Source organism: Rhodoferax sp. GW822-FHT04A08 (genome assembly GCF_058801025.1).
Genome location: NZ_JBXAMW010000001.1, coordinates 332,835 through 351,676, shown reverse-complemented (window position 1 = coordinate 351,676; position 18,842 = coordinate 332,835). Strand labels below are relative to the sequence as shown.

Sequence of the window (18,842 nt, the reverse complement as noted above, 5' to 3'; positions counted from 1 at the left end):
ACCTACCTGCGCGCTCTGATGGATTCATCATGATCGTTACCTTGGTAATACTGATTGCGATGACGCTGCTTAGTATCGGACTTTTTCGCAGCGTAGATACCGCCACCCAGGTAGCAAATAATCTGGGATTTCGGCAATCCGCAATAGCTTCAGGCGACCGTGGAGTGGAGCTGGCAATTACATGGCTCCAAAATAATAAGGCAGCCCTAACGCTGGATGCACCTGCATCAGGTTATTATGCTACTGAGCAAACAGGAACCGACTTCACCGGGCAATTAACACCTGGTGATACAACCGATGACGTTAGTTGGACGGGTGATTCGAGCTCATCACGTAGAGCGTACCCGGTCACTACGGTTGATGCTGCTGGCAACAAAGTAGCCTATATTATTCAACGTATGTGCGACCAAACAGGCGCCTATATAGCAGGCTCCTCCATTCAATGTGCAGTCAGTAACTCTCAAGTTATTACCGGCGCGTCACAAGGAAGTTCATCGTATGGTAGTTACGCAATTACGGGTAAAGCCATGATCTATTACCGCATTACCAGTCGTACGGAGGGCCTGCGCAACACCGTGTCTTACGTACAAACACAAGTTTTAATAGAGTACTAGGAGCCTCCTATGCTGAAATATTCATCAAACTCATCATCTGCCAAAATAATATTATTGCTTTCGCTCGCAATAACATGTTCCGTTTATGCTGCCTCTAGCCTGAACATATCCAATGTTCCTTTGGGAACTGCGATTGGATCCTCAATCAAGCCGAATTTGCTATTTGTTTTAGATGAGTCCGGAAGTATGGAGCAGGACTATACACCAGACTATGTAAACGACAGAATTTGCCAATCCAACATGAGCTCTCCTGGCAGTACCAACAATTGCCAATTGGGTGATGTTTTATACAATACTTCATCGGTTAATTCCCAATATTACAATCCTACCATACTGTACAGTCCACCTAAAAATGCGGATGGAACAGATTGGTCTAACGCATCCACTTCCGCCACGTTAACAGATCCTTTTCTTAGCACGTCTACCAAAGACCTTACATCAAAATATACAAATCTATACTGGTGCAAGAACCGGAGCGACTCTCCGCCTTCCACGAATTGCGTACAAAACACCACATTCCCAACTACTGGGTATTATTATCCCGACTCAACTTATAGCAATCCGATATCCAAATCGGACGGCCATCCCTACTATTATGTTCTTTCGACCACCCCCAACTGGTGTTCAGATGCGGCACTAACAACATGCCAGACTCGCAGAACTTCTACATTTAAGTACCCAAGCGTGACGGCGGCATCAGCAATTACGGGTGTTGAAGCCAGCACGACCTTCTATGTCAAAACTGCGGGATCTGGCAATGTTAGCATTTCTTTAAATGGAACGGTAATTGCGACCTTGACAGGTGTTTCATACTCGGCCAGCAATAAGAACAACCGGAATGATTTAGCGAATAAGTTAGTTTTGGCAATAAATAACTCTGGGAGTTTATATGCATCTCTGGTCTCTGCAGATACCGGCGGCAGCACATGCTCAACATCCACGCCTACATGCGCAAAGATTAAAGTCGCCAATACGCAGAGCCCAGCAACTTCTACCTCCAACACAACTTACAACAACCAGACATTTAATGTTGCGGGCGGCACAAGTTCTTTTACAACCTCCTCCTCCACAAAATTGACTGGCGGTATAAATTACTCTGCTGCGACCTCGGGTGTTACGGTCAGTCGAGTAGACATTGTTCCCGCAACTTCAACTTATACAAAAGCAGCGGGTAGAACGGATTGCACGGGTTCCAGTTGCACTTATGCGCAGGAACTTCAGAACTTTGCGAATTGGTACTCCTATTATCGAACCCGCATTTTGATGATGAAGACAGCCATGAGTCGTTCTTTTTCTGCACTTAGTGATACTGCTCCTGGAGCAGGCTTTCGAGTCGGACTGACATTCATCAGCTCAGGAGCAAGCGCAGCGCAAATAGCCGCTCAATATGCAACAAGTTGCTGGAACGCAAACAAATCAAAAAGACTTGCCATTGGAGATTTCAATAGTACGCAGAAATCATCTTTTTACACCAACCTTTTTGGTGTGCAGACGTGTACTTACACACCGCTTCGTGGCGCACTGGCACGCGCGGGCCAAATTTATGCCGGCACCGCATATGTAATTTCATCTTCTGATGGTGATCCGGTTCAATACTCGTGCCAGCAAAATTTCACCTTTATGTCCACGGACGGATATTGGAATGATAATATTGAAGACTCGAGCTATGGACCATTGAATATGGATAGCTCCGCAAATGTAGGAGACCAAGATGGCACAGATACAGGTTATTTTGCGGATGCGTTAAAGAAATCCGATACATTGGCAGATGTTGCAGCCTATTACTATAAGACCGATCTGCGTCCCGCACTTAAGGATGATGTTCCTACATCAACCAAGGATCCAAATAATAAACAGCACATGGTTACCTTTACTATGGGTTTAGGCGTAGATGGTAATTTACATTACTCTCCAGACTATGAAACTGGAGGCTCCGCGGACTACACTGCAATTGGACAAGGCACCAAGAATTGGGGTGATCCAATTACCAACACCGCCGAATCTCGTATCGACGACCTATGGCATGCAGCTGTTAACGGGCATGGGCTCTACTTCTCAGCAGGCAATCCTACTGAAGTTACCAGTTCACTCGATGCTGCCATAAAGCAGATAACAACTCAAGCGGGAGCTGGTGCAGCCGCGGCCACATCCAATCTCGAACCTGTGGCTGGTGACAACTTTGCATATGTTGCCAGCTACAATCCAGATACTTGGTACGGAGATCTTCAGGCAAGAACTATAAACCTCAGCACCGGTGCTATTGACACTTCTGACAACACATCCATCTGGGCAGCCCAACTACTATTGGATTCGCAGACTACGCGAACTCTATACGGCTTCAACGGCACTGCATCTGGTACAGATAAAAAGATATCGCTTACCTGGACCAATGCGCAATCCCTGAACTGGGACAAGAGCGGCTCGGATTATTTCAATCCTGCACAGATTTCCCAATGCGCAACTATTTCAAATTGTCCTGGCGCGACCAAGGCCAACATGTTTACCTATTTGATGGGCGGTGCGGATACGACGACCAATAAGTCATACCGAACACGACTTCATGTATTGGGTGATATCGTGAATTCCCAACCTGTATACGTAAAACAACCATCGTTCTCTTACGCAGATTCTGGTTATTCAACATATAAGGCAGTAGCACGAAAATCCATGGTGTATGTAGGTTCTAATGATGGATTTTTACATGCTTTTGACGCAAGTAATGGCCATGAAGATTGGGCCTATCTGCCGACAGCTGTTGTGCCTTATATTTTCAACCTGGCAGACACCAAATATTCTCATAGGTATTTTGTTGATGGCACGATTACTGTAGGTGACGTAACATCTTCGGGCAACTGGAAAACTGTGCTTATTGGAGGGTTGAATAGTGGTGGAAATTCATTTTATGCACTTGATATCACTGACCCAACCGCCCCCAAAGCAATATGGGAGTTTACCGATTCACAAATGGGAAAATCATTCGAAAACCCCATAATCACCAAACTCCCTAGTGGATCAACGAACTCCAGCGGAACTGATATATCCGGAAAATGGGTGGCCATTCTAACTTCCGGGTACAACAACTCAACAGGTATTGGAATACTATATGTCATTGATGCTTATACTGGTGTCGAGCAATTTAGAATATATACCTGCACATCACAGACTGGACCAACTGGTTGTTCTGGAACAAGCTCTTCTCCTTCTGGCTTGGCCCGAATAAATACTTGGGTCAACAATCCTGTCACCGATAACACTTCACTTTATGCTTACGGTGGTGATCTCGATGGAAATTTGTGGCGCTTCGACTTGAAGGCAAAGACCGTGTTCAAAGTGGCAGCCATTGCAGAACCCATCACGGTCAAACCTGAATTAGCACTTGTCAATGGAAACAAAGTAGTTTACTTTGGAACTGGAATTTTCTTGCAATCTTCAGATCGCTCTGATACAACCAAACGAAGCATATTTGGAATCAAAGACAATTTTGCAGCCACGTCAGAGCTCAAGAACGTGAAAACATCGGGGGATTTGGTTAAACAAACAATGTCTTTGGTCGCCAATTCGACAACAACAAGAACGGTGGCCACTCCGGCCACTGTGGACTGGTCTACTAAGTCGGGGTGGTATGTAGAGCTACTAGAAGATGGGGAACGCGTCAATGTGGATCCCAAAATTCAACTTGGCACACTCGTCGTTGCGTCGAATGTGCCCGATGTAGTTAGCTCGGCCACTTGTACTCCAGGAGGACATGCTTGGCTTAACTTCCTCGATATTAAGACTGGCTCTTACATTGACAATGCCCAGAGCAATTCAGGCAATATAGTTTCAAGTCGAGTCGGTTCCGCACTTGCGGTAGGTGTTAACGTGATCAAGCTGAGCAATGGCAAGGTAGTAGCCATTACAACAACTGCTGATAACAAACATCCTGTAACAGAGACACCAGTTAGTTCAGCAAACCTTCCCATGAAACGGGTTTCTTGGCGTGAATTGCTTACCGATTAGCATCTTTCCGTGATCGATAGCCAGCTGTTTGTCTCTGCACAAGATATGACTTGCTAACTTTTCTTACCTCTCTTGCTTCGCATTAATTTTGAGAAATCCGCACCCGTATTGATATCGGTACTTGTATCATGCATGCTTCATCTACTGGTACTGATATTATTAAGGGGCTGGTATGACGTTCAATTATTTGGGTTTGGACAAAGACAAATTTTTGTACCGGCTCAATTGATTTCGGACACGAATACAAATGCCGCATTCGAAACAAATGCCAAGAAGAACTTACCCGATAGAAAAGCAGTGGGTCATTCCAATATCGGTCTACAGGAATCTGCCAACTTAGGCTCACGTGAATTCTCTTCCTATTTGACAAGAATTAACGTCGAAGCATTTCCAGACTCATTGCTGACCTATTATTCATCCGATCAACTTACAAAGAAGCCACTACCGGTGCATGAGGAAGAGCTTGAATCCATTGAAACTCGCGATATCAAGGCAAATGGCAAAATCATTCTGCTTCTCTTTATTGATGAGCAGGGCTACGTAAGATCAGCAAAAATGGAGAAATCCAATCTGCCCGAAGTTTTTTCCGATTCCGCTGTCAAGGCATTCACCAAGTTTCGCTTCAGTCCCGGGGAAATAGATGGAGTCGCCGTAAAAAGCAGTATGAGAATAGAAGTCACTTATGAAGACAAATTTTGACTGTAGGTGATATACCGTCACTGATGAGCAATTCAAATTATCAAATCAGGTTCGTGGAACTTGCCTTGGATCAAGCCTGCAAGGCCCAACGCCTTTCGCCGCCCAACCCAGCTGTGGGTTGTGTTCTCGTTTCCCCAAATGGTGAAGACCTCGGCCAAGGCCACACCCAACAAACCGGCGGCCCGCACGCCGAGGTCATGGCCCTGCGTGATGCCGCGGCCAAAGGCCACACGGTTATTGGCGCCACGGCCTACGTCACCCTGGAGCCCTGCTCACACCATGGTCGCACCGGCCCGTGCTGTGACGCGCTCATCGCTGCAGGTATCAAGAAGGTCATTGCAACCAACACCGACCCCAACCCGCTTGTAGCAGGGCAAGGCTTTGCCCGCTTGCGCGCTGCGGGCGTGGAGGTGGAAGTACTGGCTCCCGACCACCCTTTGGCGATTGAAGCGCGGGAACTCAACATTGGATTTTTTAGCCGCATGGTGCGCAAGACGCCTTGGGTGCGCATGAAAGTTGCCGCTTCGCTGGATGGCAAGACCGCCCTTCCCAACGGAGTGAGCCAATGGATTACCTCAACAGAGGCCCGCAGAGACGGCCATGCCTGGCGCGCCCGCGCCAGTGCGGTGCTAACCGGTATCGGAACCGTGCTGCAGGACAAGCCGCGGCTGGATGTGCGATTGGTGGATACCCCGCGTCAACCCCATCTGGTGGTGGTGGATAGCAAGCTCGAGACACCACTGGATTCCCCCATCTTCCTGCCAGAACGCAAACTGTTTATCTATGCCGCCCAGGAAGATGCAGAAAAGGCATGTGCACTGGAATCGCAAGGGGCCACCGTTCTGTACCAGCCTGGACACAACGTGGATGGCAGCCCCACCGGCAAGGTGGATCTGGCTGCCATGTTGCGGGATCTGGGAACCCGGGAAATCAATGAACTGCACGTAGAAGCAGGCCACAAACTCAACGGGTCATTGGTGCGCGAAGGTCTTATCGACGAATTTCTAGTCTATCTGGCACCCAAACTGATGGGACAGGGGGCAGATATGGCGCAATTCGGCCCTCTTTCCGAACTTTCGCAGGCTTTGCCACTCACCTTCCTGTCCACGGCAATGGTCGGCCCGGACCTGCGCATCCTGGCACGGGTAACAGGTCGCGACAATTTTTAATTTGCGGGATTACAAGCCAGACACGGATCAAGCCCCAATCCCTGCGAAAATGCGGGGATGTTTACCGGAATCATTACCGGCGTGGGGCGCATCGCCGCCGCTCACGCTTTAGGCAGCTCTTCCACGCACGGCAAGCGCCTAACCATCACCTGCCCTGCGGACTACCTGGAAGACGTGAGCCTGGGAGACAGCATTGCGCTCAATGGCGCCTGCATGACGGTCACAACCCTGGACACCCTGGCCCATCAGTTCACCGTGGACATTTCGGCCGAATCCCTGGCCAAGACCGCCGGACTGGACCGCGAAGGCCCGATCAATCTGGAAAAGGCCTTGCGCGCCAATGATCGCCTGGGTGGCCACCTGGTATCAGGCCATGTGGATGGCATAGGCACCGTAACCCGTTTTGCCCAAGTTGGCGAAAGCTGGGAATTGCGTGTACTGACCCCAGTTGCATTGGGCAAATTCCTGGCGTACAAGGGCTCCATCGTCATCAACGGTGTCAGCCTCACAGTCAACCAGGTTGCCGATCTGGCACAGGGTTGCGAGGTCAGCATCAACCTGATTCCCCATACCGTTGAAAACACGGCTCTGTCAGCCCTTCGGGAAGGCAGCCAGGTCAACCTGGAAATTGACCTGATCGCACGCTACGTGGAGCGCATGCTGACGGCACCAGCTCAAGCTGTGCCCTCGGCACCCGTTTAATCATCCATTTTCCTTCTCCCCATGAGCACTTACGCCCCCGTACCCATTTCCCCCATTGAAGACATCGTGGCCGACATGCGCGCCGGCAAGATCGTCATCCTGGTGGACGAGGAAGACCGCGAAAACGAGGGCGATCTGATTCTTGCGGCTGACCATGTGTCGGCTGACGGCATCAACTTCATGGCCCGCTTTGGCCGTGGTCTGATCTGCCTGACCCTCACCCGCGAGCGCTGCGAGCGCCTGCAATTACCGCCCATGACGGCCCACAATGGCGATAAGAAGGGCACGGCGTTTACCGCATCCATCGAAGCGGCCGAAGGTGTCACCACGGGCATCTCCGCGGCGGACCGCGCCCGCACCGTGCAAGCTGCGGTGGCCAAGAATGCTGTGCCTGATGACCTGGTGCAGCCCGGTCACATCTTCCCCCTGCAAGCGGTGGACGGCGGCGTTCTCATGCGCGCCGGTCATACGGAAGCCGGGTGCGACCTGGCCGCCATGGCGGGCTGCAGCCCCGCTGCGGTCATTTGCGAAGTCATGAACGACGACGGCACCATGGCTCGTCTGCCGGACCTGCAGCTGTTTGCCGCAGAGCACGGCCTGAAGATCGGCACCATTGCCGACCTGATTGCCCACCGCAGCCGCGTGGAGTCCTTGATCGAACAGGTTGGAACCCGCACCATCCACACAGCGTCTGGCGACTTTGCAGCCCATGCGTTCAGGGACAGCACGGGCAGCGGCATCCACCTGGCCCTGGTCAAGGGCGAGTGGTCTGCCAATGACACGGTGGATGTGCGCGTGCACGAGCCTCTCTCGGTACTGGACGCACTGGAAGTGGGCCGCACCATGCACACCTGGAGCCTGGAGTCCACCCTCGCCCACATCGCCCAACAGGGCAAGGGCGTGGTGGTCCTGCTCAACTGTGGCGAAAGCGCCGAGCAGCTGCTGGCCCAGTTTGAGGGCTCTGCACGTGCAGCCCATGGCCCCGAACGTGGCCGCATGGATTTGCGCAGTTACGGCATAGGCGCACAGGTGCTACGCCAGTGCGGTGTGCACAAGATGCGCCTCATGGGCAGCCCGCGCCGCATGCCCAGCATGGCAGGTTATGGCCTGGAAATCACCGGCTACATCAGCAAATAAATCAATTCTTCAAGGGAACTCTTTATGTTTGGCGCAGACAAAGGCAACGTAGCCGCAAGCGACAGCCGCATGAACGGCAAGAAACTGAACATCGGCATCGTGCAGGCGCGCTTCAACGCCAACATCACCGATGCCCTGGCACAGGCCTGCAAGGCAGAGTTGCTGGCACTGGGCGTGGCCGAGAAACACATCACCCACATCACCGTACCCGGCGCGCTGGAAGTGGCCGTGGCCCTGCAGGCGATGGCGGAAAAATCGCAGTTCGATGCATTGATTGCCCTGGGCTGCATCATCCGTGGGGAGACCTACCATTTCGAGCTGGTTGCCAATGAATCCGGTGCCGCTGTCACGCGCATTGGTCTGGACTACCAGCTCCCTATTGCCAACGCCATCCTGACCACGGAAAACCTGGAGCAGGCCGTGGCCCGCCAGGAAGAAAAAGGCCGTGACGCGGCCCGCGTGGCCGTGGAAATGGCCAATCTGCTGGAGTCCATCTGATGAGTGATTTCAACCACCCCAGCGCCCCTGCCCGACCGCCCCGCCAATCACGCACCGGCGTGACCAGCACCGGCGCGCGCAAGGCTGGCAGCAAATCCAACCGCAGCCGCGCCCGCGAATTCGCACTGCAGGGCCTGTACCAAAGCCTGGTGGGCCGCAACCCGGTGGACGATGTGGATGCCTTCACCCGTGACCTGGCCGGTTTCAACAAAGCCGACGCCGCGCATTTCGACGCACTACTGCATGGCTGCAACGAGCAAGCCGAACAGTTGGACGCACTGATCACGCCCTTGCTGGATCGCCCGTTTGCCGAAATTTCGCCCATTGAGCACGCCGTCATGTGGATTGGTGTCTATGAGATGCAGCATTGCCTGGACGTGCCCTGGCGCGTGGTGATCAACGAGTGCATCGAGCTGGCCAAGGAATTTGGTGGCACCGATGGCCACAAATACGTGAACGCCGTGCTCAACGGCTTGGCTCCGCAATTGCGTGCGGCCGAAGTGGAAGCCGACCGCGCCAAGAAACCTCGCTAAACCAGCACCGATGCAGATTTCCGAGCGCGCACGAAACATAGAGCCGTTTTACGTGCTGGAAGTGGCCAAGGCGGCGGCCGAGTTGGGCGCCACCGTGGCCCACACCGATTCGCCCATGGTGTTTTTGAACATTGGCGAGCCCGACTTCACCGCCCCCGCATTGGTACAGGAAGCAGCAGCACGTGCCGTGCGTGACGGCCTGACGCAGTACACCCCGGCACTTGGGCTGATGCCTCTGCGTGAACGCATCTCCGACTGGTATGCCACGCGCTTTGGCGCCAAGGTGCCAGCCAGCCGCATCGTGGTGACGGCTGGTGCGTCTGCAGCGCTGCACCTGGCCTGTATGGCATTGATCGATGCGGGCGACGAAATCCTCATGCCCGACCCGAGTTACCCCTGCAACCGGCATTTTGTGACCGCGGCACAAGGACAGGCAACGCTGATTCCCACAACAGCGGCAGAGCGCTTCCAGCTCAGTGCCGACAAAGTGCAAGCTGCATGGACGCAGCGCACGCGGGGTGTGTTGTTGGCTTCCCCTTCCAACCCCACCGGCACCTCGATTCATCCCGATGAATTGCGCCGCATCCACCAGGTGGTGCAGGCGCGCGGCGGCATCACCCTGGTGGACGAAATCTATCTGGCCCTGAGTTTTGACCCGCAGTACGGCCAGACCGCCTTGCACATTGACGACTCCATCATCAGCATCAACAGCTTCAGCAAGTACTTCAACATGACCGGCTGGCGTCTGGGCTGGATGGTGGTGCCCGACAAGCTGGTGCCGGCGTTGGAGCGCCTCGCGCAGAACCTGTTCATCTGCCCCAGCGCCATCGCGCAGCATGCCGCGCTGGCCTGCTTTGAAGCCCAAAGCATTGCCACCTTTGAGCAAAGGCGCGAAGAGTTCAAGGCCCGGCGCGACTATTTCATTCCCGCACTGAACGCATTGGGTCTGACCGTACCCGTCATGCCAGACGGCGCCTTCTACGCCTGGGCCGATTGTTCGGCCGCGTGCAGCAAACTGGGCGTCAACGGCAGCTGGGATTTTGCGTTGGAAGTCATGAACCGCGCCCATGTGGCAGTGACACCGGGTCGCGATTTTGGACATTTTGAGACGGCCAACTTCATCCGATTTTCGACTGCCAGTTCGCTGGCGCAATTGCAAACCGCGGTGGAGCGCCTGCGCGCCCTCCTCGCCTGACAACCGAAGCCATCCATGAACCAAGACCTAAATATTCTCCATCTGGTGCTCAATGCCAGCATCGTGGTGCAAGCCGTGATGCTGCTGCTGATGCTGGTGTCCATCGCCAGCTGGGCCGCCATCTTCCGCAAACTGTTTGCGCTCAAGAAGGTCAAAGGACAGAACGAAGACTTCGAGCGTGAATTCTGGTCCGGCGCCAGCCTCAACGAGCTCTTCAATGCCGCCGTCAAGCGCGCCAGCCACTGCGGTCCCATGGAGCGCATTTTTGCCAGCGGCATGCGCGAATACCAGAAGCTGCGTGAGCGCCGCATCACCGATGCCGGCACGCTGATGGACGGCGCACGCCGCGCCATGCGCGCGAGCTTCCAGCGCGAGATGGACGCGGTAGAAAGCAACCTGTCCTTTCTGGCCTCCGTCGGCTCGGTATCGCCGTATGTGGGCTTGTTCGGCACGGTGTGGGGCATCATGCATGCGTTCACCGGCTTGGCTTCGCTGCAGCAGGTCACGCTCTCCACGGTTGCACCCGGCATTGCCGAAGCGCTGGCCACCACGGCCATCGGCCTGTTTGCCGCCATTCCAGCGGTGGTGGCCTACAACCGCTTTGCGCGCGACCTGGATCGTATCGCCATCCAGCAGGAGACCTTCATCGAAGAGTTCTCCAACATCCTGCAACGCAATGTGGGTGCGCAGGCTGCGCAACCCACGCAACGCTGAAGAAGCCAGGAGCCCAACATGCCAGCCGTTGCCAGCCGAGGTCATGGACGCGGACGCCGCACCATCAACGAAATCAACATGGTTCCCTTCATCGACGTGATGCTGGTGCTGCTCATCATCTTCATGGTGACTGCGCCGCTCATCACACCCAGCCTGATCGACTTGCCCAGTGTGGGCAAGGCTGCTCGTCAGCCGGACCAGGTGATCCAGATCACCGTGAGCAAGGATGAGGCGCTGGAACTCAAGACCAGCGACCAGACTGCTCCCATTTCCCTCAAGGACCTGGCCGCAGCTGTCAAACGTGCCCAAGGCGGCAAGGACAGCGCGGCAGCGGCCAATTCGGCGGTGGTCATCAGCGCCGACAAGAACGTGAAATACGAAAGCGTGGTCCGTGTGATGGACACGCTGCAGCGCGCCGGCATCCAGCGTGTGGGCCTGTCGGTGCAGCTGGCCAACTAGCCCAAGGGCCTCACGCCATGGAGTCATCCGCCCGCCGAATCGAGTTTGCGCCGCCACCCGCGCCGGGCATGCTGCGTGCGCTCATCCTGGCCATCCTGGCGCATCTGGTATTGCTGGCGGTATTGAGCGTGGGAGTGCAATGGAAACGCGAAGCGGTTCAGACCCCGGTGGAAGCCGAGTTGTGGTCCACCATTCCGGTGGAAGCAGCACCACCTGCACCCGAACCGGTACCTGAGCCCGAGCCTCCCAAGCCTGCACCGCCGGAAGTCAAACCAGAACCCAAGTCCGACCCTGGCCCCACACCGGCAGAGATCAAGGCCCAGGCCGACATCGCCCTTGCCAAGGAAAAGGAAAAAGCCAAACAGCTCAAGGAAAAACAGCTGGCATTGGAAAAGGCCGAACTGGAGAAAAAGAAACAGGCGGAGCTGGAAAAGCAAAAGCAGGCCAAGCTGGAGCAGGAAAAGAAAGACAAAGAGAAGCAGGACAAGCTCAAGAAAGAGCAGGCTGACAAGCTGGCTGCGGACAAGGAAAAGGCGCAACGCAAGCAGGACCAGCAGGCTGAAGCTGCGGCGGCCAAGGCGCGGGCAGACCAGATCAAGCGCTTCGAGCGGCTTGCCGGAGGTGATGGCGGCGGCAGTACGCCGGGCGGTGTTTCAGCAGCACAGTCCAGCGGCCCATCTGCCAGCTATGCCGGCCGCATCCAGGCGCGCATCAAGCCCAACATCACCTATCCGGACAACATCAACGGCAACCCGCGCGTCGAGGTGGAAATTCGCACATCCCCAAGCGGCGATATCCTGAGTGCCCGCATCACCCAATCCAGCGGAGTGAAATCGTGGGATGACGCCATTACCCGTGCAATCGAAAAGACCGGAGTGCTGCCCAAGGACGTGGATGGCCGCATTCCCAATCCCATGCTGATTGGCTTCCGCCCCAAGGACTAGGCTTAGCCGCCTATCGGCGGTGAATCACGATGGACGCGTAACCTTCTTGGGGCTTGGCAGGCGCCTTCAAGGACACCCGGTCACACCCATCACAACCACAACCACCCTGCTGCTTGACCGCCTGAAGCAGAGGCTTTTCCAGGAAGCGCGGATGCGGCAGCTTCAGCAGACTGGCAGCGAGGCGACCGCGTGCTGCCTTGGGGCAGAGAGTCCACAGCGCATAGATTGCACTAGCGCCCACCAGCAGACCTGCGATCAAAGACTGCACCATCGCACTAGCCTCCCAATGCCTGCGTGATGCGGAAGGTTGCAAAGGCTGCCACGTATCCCAGCGCAAACAGGTAGCCCGCCATCAGCAGCGGGTATTTCCACGAATTGGTTTCCCTGCGCACCACCGCCAGCGTGGACAAGCATTGCGGTGCAAACACATACCAGGCCAGCAGCGCGTAGGCGGTGGCCAGGGACCAGCCGTGCGCAATCACTGGCGCCAGTGCCTCGGCCACACCACTCTCGGCGGCGGACAGCGAATACACCGTACCCAGTGCGCCCACCGCAACCTCACGAGCGGCAAGGCCGGGCACCAGGGCAATGGAAATCTGCCAGTTGAAACCAATGGGCACAAACACCACTTCCAGTGCCTTGCCCAGCATGCCGGCCAGGCTGTATTGGATAGCCGGACCTTGTGACGCATCCCAGCCCGCAGGTGGGCCCGGAAAGGTGGAGAAGAACCACAGGATCACCATCAGCGAAAAAATGATGCCGCCCACTCGGCTCATGAAGATGCGCGCCCGCTCCCACAACCCCAGCCCCAGATTGCGCAAGCTGGGGCGGCGGTACGGCGGCAACTCCAGCATCAGAGGCTGGTAGTGCGACTTCATCCAGACCCGCTTGAGCAGCCAAGCCACCGCCATGGCACTGACCACGCCGGCAATGTACAAGCCGAACAGGGTCAGCCCGCGCAGATCAAACCAACCCACTTGGCGCGCTGGCACAAAGGCGCCGATCAGCAAGGCGTACACCGGCAGGCGGGCCGAGCAGGTCATCAGCGGCGCCACCATAATGGTGGCCAGGCGGTCACGCCAGTTCGCAATGGTGCGTGTGGCCATGATGCCGGGGATGGCACAGGCAAAGCTCGACAGCAGCGGAATGAACGCGCGCCCCGAGAGCCCGACCTTACCCATCAGGTTGTCGAGCAGGAAGGCGGCGCGTGGCAGATAGCCGGAGTCTTCCAGCAACAGGATGAAGAAAAACAGAATCAGGATCTGCGGAAGGAACACCAGCACGCCACCGACACCCGCAATCACCCCGTCCACCAGCAGGCTGCGCAAGGGGCCGTCCCCCATATGGGCCGTGGTCCAGTCACCGAACGCCGCCATGGCATCCTTGATGAAGTCCATGGGCACATTGGCCCAGGAGAACACCGCCTGAAAGATCAGGAACAGGATGGTGGCCAGCAACACCAGCCCCCAGACCGGGTGCATCACCACCGCATCCAGACGGTACTGAAAGCGGCCCATGGCAGGCACTTGTGGCGCCACCAGCGCCAATATTCGGCGTACCTGGGTTTGCAGTTCGACCGAACTCCATGCTGCTGCAGCCCCCGGCTGCTTTGCGGCCTGCGCATCGGGCACCTGCGCCAGCTGATTGATCTGCACTTCCAATTGCGCCAGCAATGCCGCATGCCCTTCATGTTTGACCGCGACGGTTTCCACCACCGGGCAACCCAGCTCGGCACTGAGCCGCTGCACGTCGATATGTAAACCATGGGCGCGCGCCACGTCCGCCATGTTGAGCGCCACGATCAGCGGTTTGCCCAACTGCTTGAGCTCCAAAACCAGGCGCAGATTCATGCGCAAATTGGTGGCATCCACTACCGCCACGATGGCATCGGGTGCAGCCTCGCCAACGCGGCGGCCTTCCACCACTTCCAGCATGACCTGCTCATCGGGCGTGCTGGGCTTGAGGCTGTAGGAGCCTGGAAGATCCACCACCGATATCGTCTTGCCGGATGGCAGGCGGGCAGTGCCGACCTTGCGCTCCACGGTGACGCCGGCATAGTTGGCCACTTTCTGGCGAGCACCTGTCAGCAGATTGAAGAGTGCAGTCTTGCCGCAGTTGGGGTTGCCCACCAGGGCAATCACTTTGGGCGCGGCGGTCAACGTTTGGGACATATCAGGCTAGCGCCTTCACCGAATCAGGCGCCGATACTTCCACGCTGCAGGCTTCCACCAGGCGCAGCGCAAACATTGTCTCGCCCACCTGCACGGCAAGCGGCTCGCGTCCACCAGGACCACGGCGCAGCATCAGCACCGGCTCACCGGCGATGAAACCTAACTCCTCCAGCCGCTGCACCGTTGCCTGATCCACTTCGCTTGCACCGCTGAAGACACGCTTCACAAGGGCATGGGCACCATTGGGCAATTGGGACAGAAGCATGTTGGATCCTTGGGGTTTGGCGTCTCCAAGGCATGGACAACGCGCAATCTAAATGAGAGTCTATCTCATTTAGATTGATTGGCATGCCCCCTATCCGTACCAATCGTGCGGCGTTTGAGCCAGATCAAAGGACCGGTTTTATGGCGTCGCCTGTCAGTCGTAGGCGATGACGGCCCGGCCTTGATCTGCCTGCGCACGCCAGCTCGCCAACGCTGCGTCACTGGGGTAGAAGCGCGCGTCTTCACCCAGCGCCAGCACCACTTCGGCACCGGCACAACCCTGCGCCGCTTCGTCGGCATCCCGTTTGAGCTGCAGGCGCACACCCAGGCCCCGCACCAGCTCGCCCTGCTCGGATATTTCGCGCTGGGCCGGGAAGTCCTTGAGCAAGCGCGCAATGTCCGGTGCACGGCCATTGACAGCTACCCGCAGGTACTTGCCAAAGCGGCAACGTGCCTGCTCCAGGCTCCAGATCTGCTGCACGGTGAATTGCATGCCGCCTGAGAAGCGGTCCGGCTGGGCCTTGCCCATAGCGATGATGAGTTCATCGTCCTTGAGCAGGTTCTTGTGCGCATTGAGCAGGTTCTCGTCCGCACGCGCCTCAATCGTGGCGGACTTGTCGTCCAGCTTGAACAGCCCAAGTTTGCCGCGCTGCCCGTTGATCACGCGCAGGTCCGTCACGATGCCGGCCAGCAACTGCGGCTCGCGGGTTTCCAGCAGTTCCTCAATGGGCCGCTTGGCGAACTTGCGCACTTCGGTTTCAACCTCGTCAAACAAATGGCCGGAGAGGTAGAAGCCCACAGCCGTCTTCTCGAAGGTCAGCCGCTCCTTCACACCCCAGGGCGTGACTTCCACCAGATCGGGCTCCTGCGTGCTGGAGCCGTGGTCGTCGTCGCCCATGTCGAACAGGCCGACCTGGTTGGCGTTGGCCGCAGATGCATTGGCAAAGTCAAACGCCAGGTCAATGGAAGCCACCAGGCTGGCGCGGTTGAGCTGCAGTGTGTCAAAGGCGCCAGCCTTGATCAGTGCTTCCACACAGCGCTTGTTCAAGCGGCTGCGCTCGACGCGGCGGGCGAAGTCAAACAGGCTGGTGAACGGGCCGGCCTCAGCGGTCGGGCCCCTGCCCTCGCGCGCGGCCACGATGGCCTCGATCGCCTGCTCACCGGTGCCCTTGATGGCGCCCAGCCCATAGCGGATCTGCTTGTCGGAAATGGGCTCGAACCGGTACTTGCCACGGTTCACATTGGGCGGCTCGAAGGAGAGGCCCATCTTCTCTGCATCTTCAAACAACACCTTGAGCTTGTCGGTGTCGTCCATTTCCACCGTCATGTTGGCGCAGAAGAACTCGGCCGTGTAATGCACCTTGATCCAGGCCGTGTGGTAGGCCAGGAGCGAGTAGGCAGCCGCGTGCGACTTGTTGAAGCCGTAACCCGCAAACTTTTCCATCAAGTCGAACACCTCGTCGGCCTTCTCCTGTGGAATGTTGTGGGTCTTGAGGGCACCGGCGCGGAACTTCTCGCGGTGCTCGGCCATCTCTTCGGCCTTCTTCTTGCCCATGGCCCGGCGCAGCAAGTCGGCGCCACCCAGCGAATAGCCGCCCAGGATCTGCGCCGTCTGCATCACCTGCTCCTGGTAGACCATGATGCCGTAGGTCTCGGAGAGCATGTCGGCCACGGCCGGGTGCGGGTATTCCACCTCTTCGCGCCCGTGCTTGCGGGCCACGAAGCTGGGAATCAGGTCCATAGGGCCTGGGCGATACAGCGCGTTCAAGGCGATCAGGTCTTCCAGGCGCGTGGGTTTGGCGTCGCGCAACATGCCCTGCATGCCGCGGCTTTCAAACTGGAACACGGCTTCGGTCTTGCCCTCCTGGAACAGGCGGTACACGCGAGCATCGTCCAGCGGCAGGTTTTCGTAGGCAAAGCCTTCCTGCCCCGGGTGGCGCTTCATGATGAACTCGCGCGCAATCTCCAGAATGGTGAGCGTGGCCAGACCCAAGAAGTCGAACTTCACCAGGCCGATGGCTTCCACGTCGTCCTTGTCGTACTGGCTCACCGCCGATTCACTGCCGGGCTGTTGGTACAGCGGGCAGAAGTCAGTCAGCTTGCCCGGCGCAATCAGCACACCCCCGGCGTGCATGCCGATGTTGCGGGTCAGGCCTTCGAGCTTGCGTGCCAGCTCTAGCAGCGTCTTGACGTCCTCTTCCTTGGCCTCGCGCTCGGCCAGAATCGGCTCGGCTTCGGTCGCGTAGACGTACTTGTCGCTCTTCTTGCCATCGGTGGGCGGCAACTGCAGGGTAACGTTGGTTCCGGGCTTGTTGGGAATGAGCTTGCTGATGCCGTCGCAAAAGGTGTAGCTCATGTCCAGCACACGGCCCACATCGCGCACCACGCCACGCGCGGCCATGGTACCGAAGGTGGCAATCTGGCTCACCGCGTCCTTGCCGTACTTGCTCTTCACATAGTCGATCACCAGGTTGCGGTTGGTCTGGCAGAAGTCGATATCGAAGTCAGGCATGGACACCCGCTCCGGGTTCAGGAAGCGCTCGAACAGCAGCTTGTACTTGATCGGGTCCAGGTCGGTGATCTTGAGCGCATAGGCCACCAGCGAGCCAGCACCGGAACCCCGTCCGGGCCCCACCGGGCAGCCGTTGTTCTTAGCCCAGTTGATGAAGTCGCCCACGATCAGGAAGTAGCCCGGAAAGCCCATCTTGAGAATGGTGGCCAGCTCGAACTCCAGCCGCTCCAGGTACTCGGGCATGCGCTTCTCGCGCTCGGCGGCATCGGGATACAGATGCAGCATGCGCTCCTTCAAACCCTCCAGTGACGCATAGCGGAAATATTCCTCCGGCGACATGCGCACACCGTTGACTTCGGGCGTGGGGAAGTCCGGCAACTGCGGCTTGCCCAGCACCAGCGTCAGGCTGCAGCGCTTGGCAATTTCCAGCGTGTTGGCAACGGCCGAGGGGATGTCGGCAAACAAGGCCTCCATCTGCGCGCTGCTTTTGAAATACTGCTCGCGCGTGAAGCGGCGTACGCGCTTGGCATTGCCCAGCACCTCGCCATCGGCAATACAGACACGCGCCTCATGCGCCTCGAAATCGTCGGGCAGCGTGAACTGGATCGGATGCGTAGCCACCACCGGCAGCTTCATGCGTGCAGCCAGTTGCACCGTGGCCATGACGTGGGGCTCGTCGTCCGTACGTCCGGCGCGCTGCAATTCCAGATAGAAGCGGTGGGTGAAGATGCCCGCCAACTGCAGCGCCACGTCATAGGCGCGCTGCGTATCGCCCTGCACCAGCGCCTGCCCCACCGGCCCGGCCTGGGCGCCTGCCAGACAGATCAGCCCTTCATTCAGTTCTTTCAGCCAGGCCAACTTGACCACGGCCTGCTGCTTGCCGCCCGTGGTCAGCACGTTCTGGGTAAATGCACGGGCAATCAACTCGGAAATGTTCAGGTAACCCTGCTTGTTCTGCACCAGCAAAATCATGCGCGAAACAGCCAGTACGTCCGATCCCAGCCCCTCCAGCACGATCTCGGCCCCCAGCAAAGGCTTGACGCCTTTGCCACGCGCCTCCTTGTAGAGCTTGATACCACCGAACAGATTGGACAGATCGGTGATGGCCAGTGCGGGTTGGCCGTCCTTGGCAGCCGCCTTGACCACCTCGTCAATACGGCAGGTGGAGTCAACCACGGAAAATTCGGTGTGAAGGCGCAGATGTACGAACATGGTGGGATTGTAGGGATGCG

General features: G+C 56.9%; 16 protein-coding genes. 12 read left to right on the top strand and 4 right to left on the bottom strand.

Going from position 1 to position 18,842, the window contains the following annotated elements:
* Window positions 1-29: 29 nt before the first annotated feature.
* The 12 genes from AC1RMF_RS01575 to tolA all read left to right on the top strand — a co-directional run bounded on the left by AC1RMF_RS01575 (window position 30) and on the right by tolA (window position 12,663).
* On the top strand, window positions 30-614 hold the full coding sequence (locus AC1RMF_RS01575; RefSeq protein WP_493139024.1) for a pilus assembly PilX family protein: 585 nt from the start codon (window positions 30-32) through the stop codon (window positions 612-614).
* Window positions 615-623: 9 nt separating this feature from the next.
* Complete coding sequence (locus tag AC1RMF_RS01570; RefSeq protein WP_493139022.1) at window positions 624-4,613, top strand: pilus assembly protein; 3,990 nt, start codon at window positions 624-626, stop codon at window positions 4,611-4,613.
* A gap of 132 nt (window positions 4,614-4,745) precedes the next feature.
* On the top strand, window positions 4,746-5,312 hold the full coding sequence (locus AC1RMF_RS01565) for an energy transducer TonB (RefSeq protein WP_493139020.1): 567 nt from the start codon (window positions 4,746-4,748) through the stop codon (window positions 5,310-5,312).
* 23 nt (window positions 5,313-5,335) lie between these two features.
* Window positions 5,336-6,481, top strand: a complete 1,146-nt coding sequence (ribD, locus tag AC1RMF_RS01560; protein ID WP_493139018.1) for a bifunctional diaminohydroxyphosphoribosylaminopyrimidine deaminase/5-amino-6-(5-phosphoribosylamino)uracil reductase RibD — start codon at window positions 5,336-5,338, stop codon at window positions 6,479-6,481.
* A gap of 57 nt (window positions 6,482-6,538) precedes the next feature.
* On the top strand, window positions 6,539-7,183 hold the full coding sequence (locus AC1RMF_RS01555) for a riboflavin synthase (RefSeq protein WP_493139016.1): 645 nt from the start codon (window positions 6,539-6,541) through the stop codon (window positions 7,181-7,183).
* 21 nt (window positions 7,184-7,204) lie between these two features.
* Window positions 7,205-8,320 carry a bifunctional 3,4-dihydroxy-2-butanone-4-phosphate synthase/GTP cyclohydrolase II gene (ribBA, locus tag AC1RMF_RS01550; protein WP_493139014.1) on the top strand — a complete coding sequence of 372 codons (1,116 nt, stop codon included), beginning with the start codon at window positions 7,205-7,207 and terminating at the stop codon, window positions 8,318-8,320.
* Between the two features lie 24 nt (window positions 8,321-8,344).
* A complete protein-coding gene (gene ribH / locus AC1RMF_RS01545; RefSeq protein ID WP_493139012.1) occupies window positions 8,345-8,818 on the top strand; it encodes a 6,7-dimethyl-8-ribityllumazine synthase in 474 nt (157 codons plus the stop codon).
* Window positions 8,818-9,351, top strand: coding sequence for a transcription antitermination factor NusB (gene nusB / locus AC1RMF_RS01540; RefSeq protein ID WP_342617908.1), 534 nt, complete (start codon window positions 8,818-8,820; stop codon window positions 9,349-9,351). Before ribH ends, nusB begins: the two co-directional genes overlap by 1 nt.
* A gap of 10 nt (window positions 9,352-9,361) precedes the next feature.
* Window positions 9,362-10,546: a pyridoxal phosphate-dependent aminotransferase gene (locus tag AC1RMF_RS01535; protein ID WP_493139010.1), complete on the top strand. Its 1,185-nt coding sequence runs from the start codon at window positions 9,362-9,364 to the stop codon at window positions 10,544-10,546.
* Between the two features lie 15 nt (window positions 10,547-10,561).
* On the top strand, window positions 10,562-11,260 hold the full coding sequence (gene tolQ / locus AC1RMF_RS01530) for a protein TolQ (RefSeq protein WP_342617910.1): 699 nt from the start codon (window positions 10,562-10,564) through the stop codon (window positions 11,258-11,260).
* An 18-nt stretch (window positions 11,261-11,278) separates the two neighbouring features.
* Window positions 11,279-11,719: a biopolymer transporter ExbD gene (locus AC1RMF_RS01525; RefSeq protein ID WP_493139007.1), complete on the top strand. Its 441-nt coding sequence runs from the start codon at window positions 11,279-11,281 to the stop codon at window positions 11,717-11,719.
* 17 nt (window positions 11,720-11,736) lie between these two features.
* Window positions 11,737-12,663, top strand: coding sequence for a cell envelope integrity protein TolA (gene tolA, locus AC1RMF_RS01520; protein ID WP_493139005.1), 927 nt, complete (start codon window positions 11,737-11,739; stop codon window positions 12,661-12,663).
* A gap of 10 nt (window positions 12,664-12,673) precedes the next feature.
* Here the strand turns inward: tolA and AC1RMF_RS01515 are convergent, their stop codons facing one another.
* The 4 genes from AC1RMF_RS01515 to dnaE form a co-directional block, all read right to left on the bottom strand.
* Window positions 12,674-12,934, bottom strand: a complete 261-nt coding sequence (locus tag AC1RMF_RS01515) for a hypothetical protein (RefSeq protein WP_493139003.1) — start codon at window positions 12,932-12,934, stop codon at window positions 12,674-12,676.
* Between the two features lie 4 nt (window positions 12,935-12,938).
* Entirely contained in the window at window positions 12,939-14,834 is a 1,896-nt protein-coding gene (feoB, locus tag AC1RMF_RS01510) for a ferrous iron transporter B (protein WP_493139001.1), read from the bottom strand.
* A gap of 1 nt (window position 14,835) precedes the next feature.
* Window positions 14,836-15,099, bottom strand: a complete 264-nt coding sequence (locus AC1RMF_RS01505) for a FeoA family protein (RefSeq protein WP_493138999.1) — start codon at window positions 15,097-15,099, stop codon at window positions 14,836-14,838.
* 153 nt (window positions 15,100-15,252) lie between these two features.
* A complete protein-coding gene (gene dnaE, locus AC1RMF_RS01500) occupies window positions 15,253-18,822 on the bottom strand; it encodes a DNA polymerase III subunit alpha (protein WP_493138997.1) in 3,570 nt (1,189 codons plus the stop codon).
* Window positions 18,823-18,842 lie beyond the last annotated feature (20 nt).

What these genes read in the sequence shown, in the direction of transcription:
- AC1RMF_RS01575 (WP_493139024.1), top strand. Translation starts at nt 30, where the DNA reads ATGATCGTTACCTTGGTAATACTGATTGCGATGACGCTGCTTAGTATC.
- AC1RMF_RS01570 (WP_493139022.1), top strand. Translation starts at nt 624, where the DNA reads ATGCTGAAATATTCATCAAACTCATCATCTGCCAAAATAATATTATTG.
- AC1RMF_RS01565 (WP_493139020.1), top strand. Translation starts at nt 4,746, where the DNA reads ATGCTTCATCTACTGGTACTGATATTATTAAGGGGCTGGTATGACGTT.
- ribD (WP_493139018.1), top strand. Translation starts at nt 5,336, where the DNA reads ATGAGCAATTCAAATTATCAAATCAGGTTCGTGGAACTTGCCTTGGAT.
- AC1RMF_RS01555 (WP_493139016.1), top strand. Translation starts at nt 6,539, where the DNA reads ATGTTTACCGGAATCATTACCGGCGTGGGGCGCATCGCCGCCGCTCAC.
- ribBA (WP_493139014.1), top strand. Translation starts at nt 7,205, where the DNA reads ATGAGCACTTACGCCCCCGTACCCATTTCCCCCATTGAAGACATCGTG.
- ribH (WP_493139012.1), top strand. Translation starts at nt 8,345, where the DNA reads ATGTTTGGCGCAGACAAAGGCAACGTAGCCGCAAGCGACAGCCGCATG.
- nusB (WP_342617908.1), top strand. Translation starts at nt 8,818, where the DNA reads ATGAGTGATTTCAACCACCCCAGCGCCCCTGCCCGACCGCCCCGCCAA.
- AC1RMF_RS01535 (WP_493139010.1), top strand. Translation starts at nt 9,362, where the DNA reads ATGCAGATTTCCGAGCGCGCACGAAACATAGAGCCGTTTTACGTGCTG.
- tolQ (WP_342617910.1), top strand. Translation starts at nt 10,562, where the DNA reads ATGAACCAAGACCTAAATATTCTCCATCTGGTGCTCAATGCCAGCATC.
- AC1RMF_RS01525 (WP_493139007.1), top strand. Translation starts at nt 11,279, where the DNA reads ATGCCAGCCGTTGCCAGCCGAGGTCATGGACGCGGACGCCGCACCATC.
- tolA (WP_493139005.1), top strand. Translation starts at nt 11,737, where the DNA reads ATGGAGTCATCCGCCCGCCGAATCGAGTTTGCGCCGCCACCCGCGCCG.
- AC1RMF_RS01515 (WP_493139003.1), bottom strand. Translation starts at nt 12,934, where the DNA reads ATGGTGCAGTCTTTGATCGCAGGTCTGCTGGTGGGCGCTAGTGCAATC.
- feoB (WP_493139001.1), bottom strand. Translation starts at nt 14,834, where the DNA reads ATGTCCCAAACGTTGACCGCCGCGCCCAAAGTGATTGCCCTGGTGGGC.
- AC1RMF_RS01505 (WP_493138999.1), bottom strand. Translation starts at nt 15,099, where the DNA reads ATGCTTCTGTCCCAATTGCCCAATGGTGCCCATGCCCTTGTGAAGCGT.
- dnaE (WP_493138997.1), bottom strand. Translation starts at nt 18,822, where the DNA reads ATGTTCGTACATCTGCGCCTTCACACCGAATTTTCCGTGGTTGACTCC.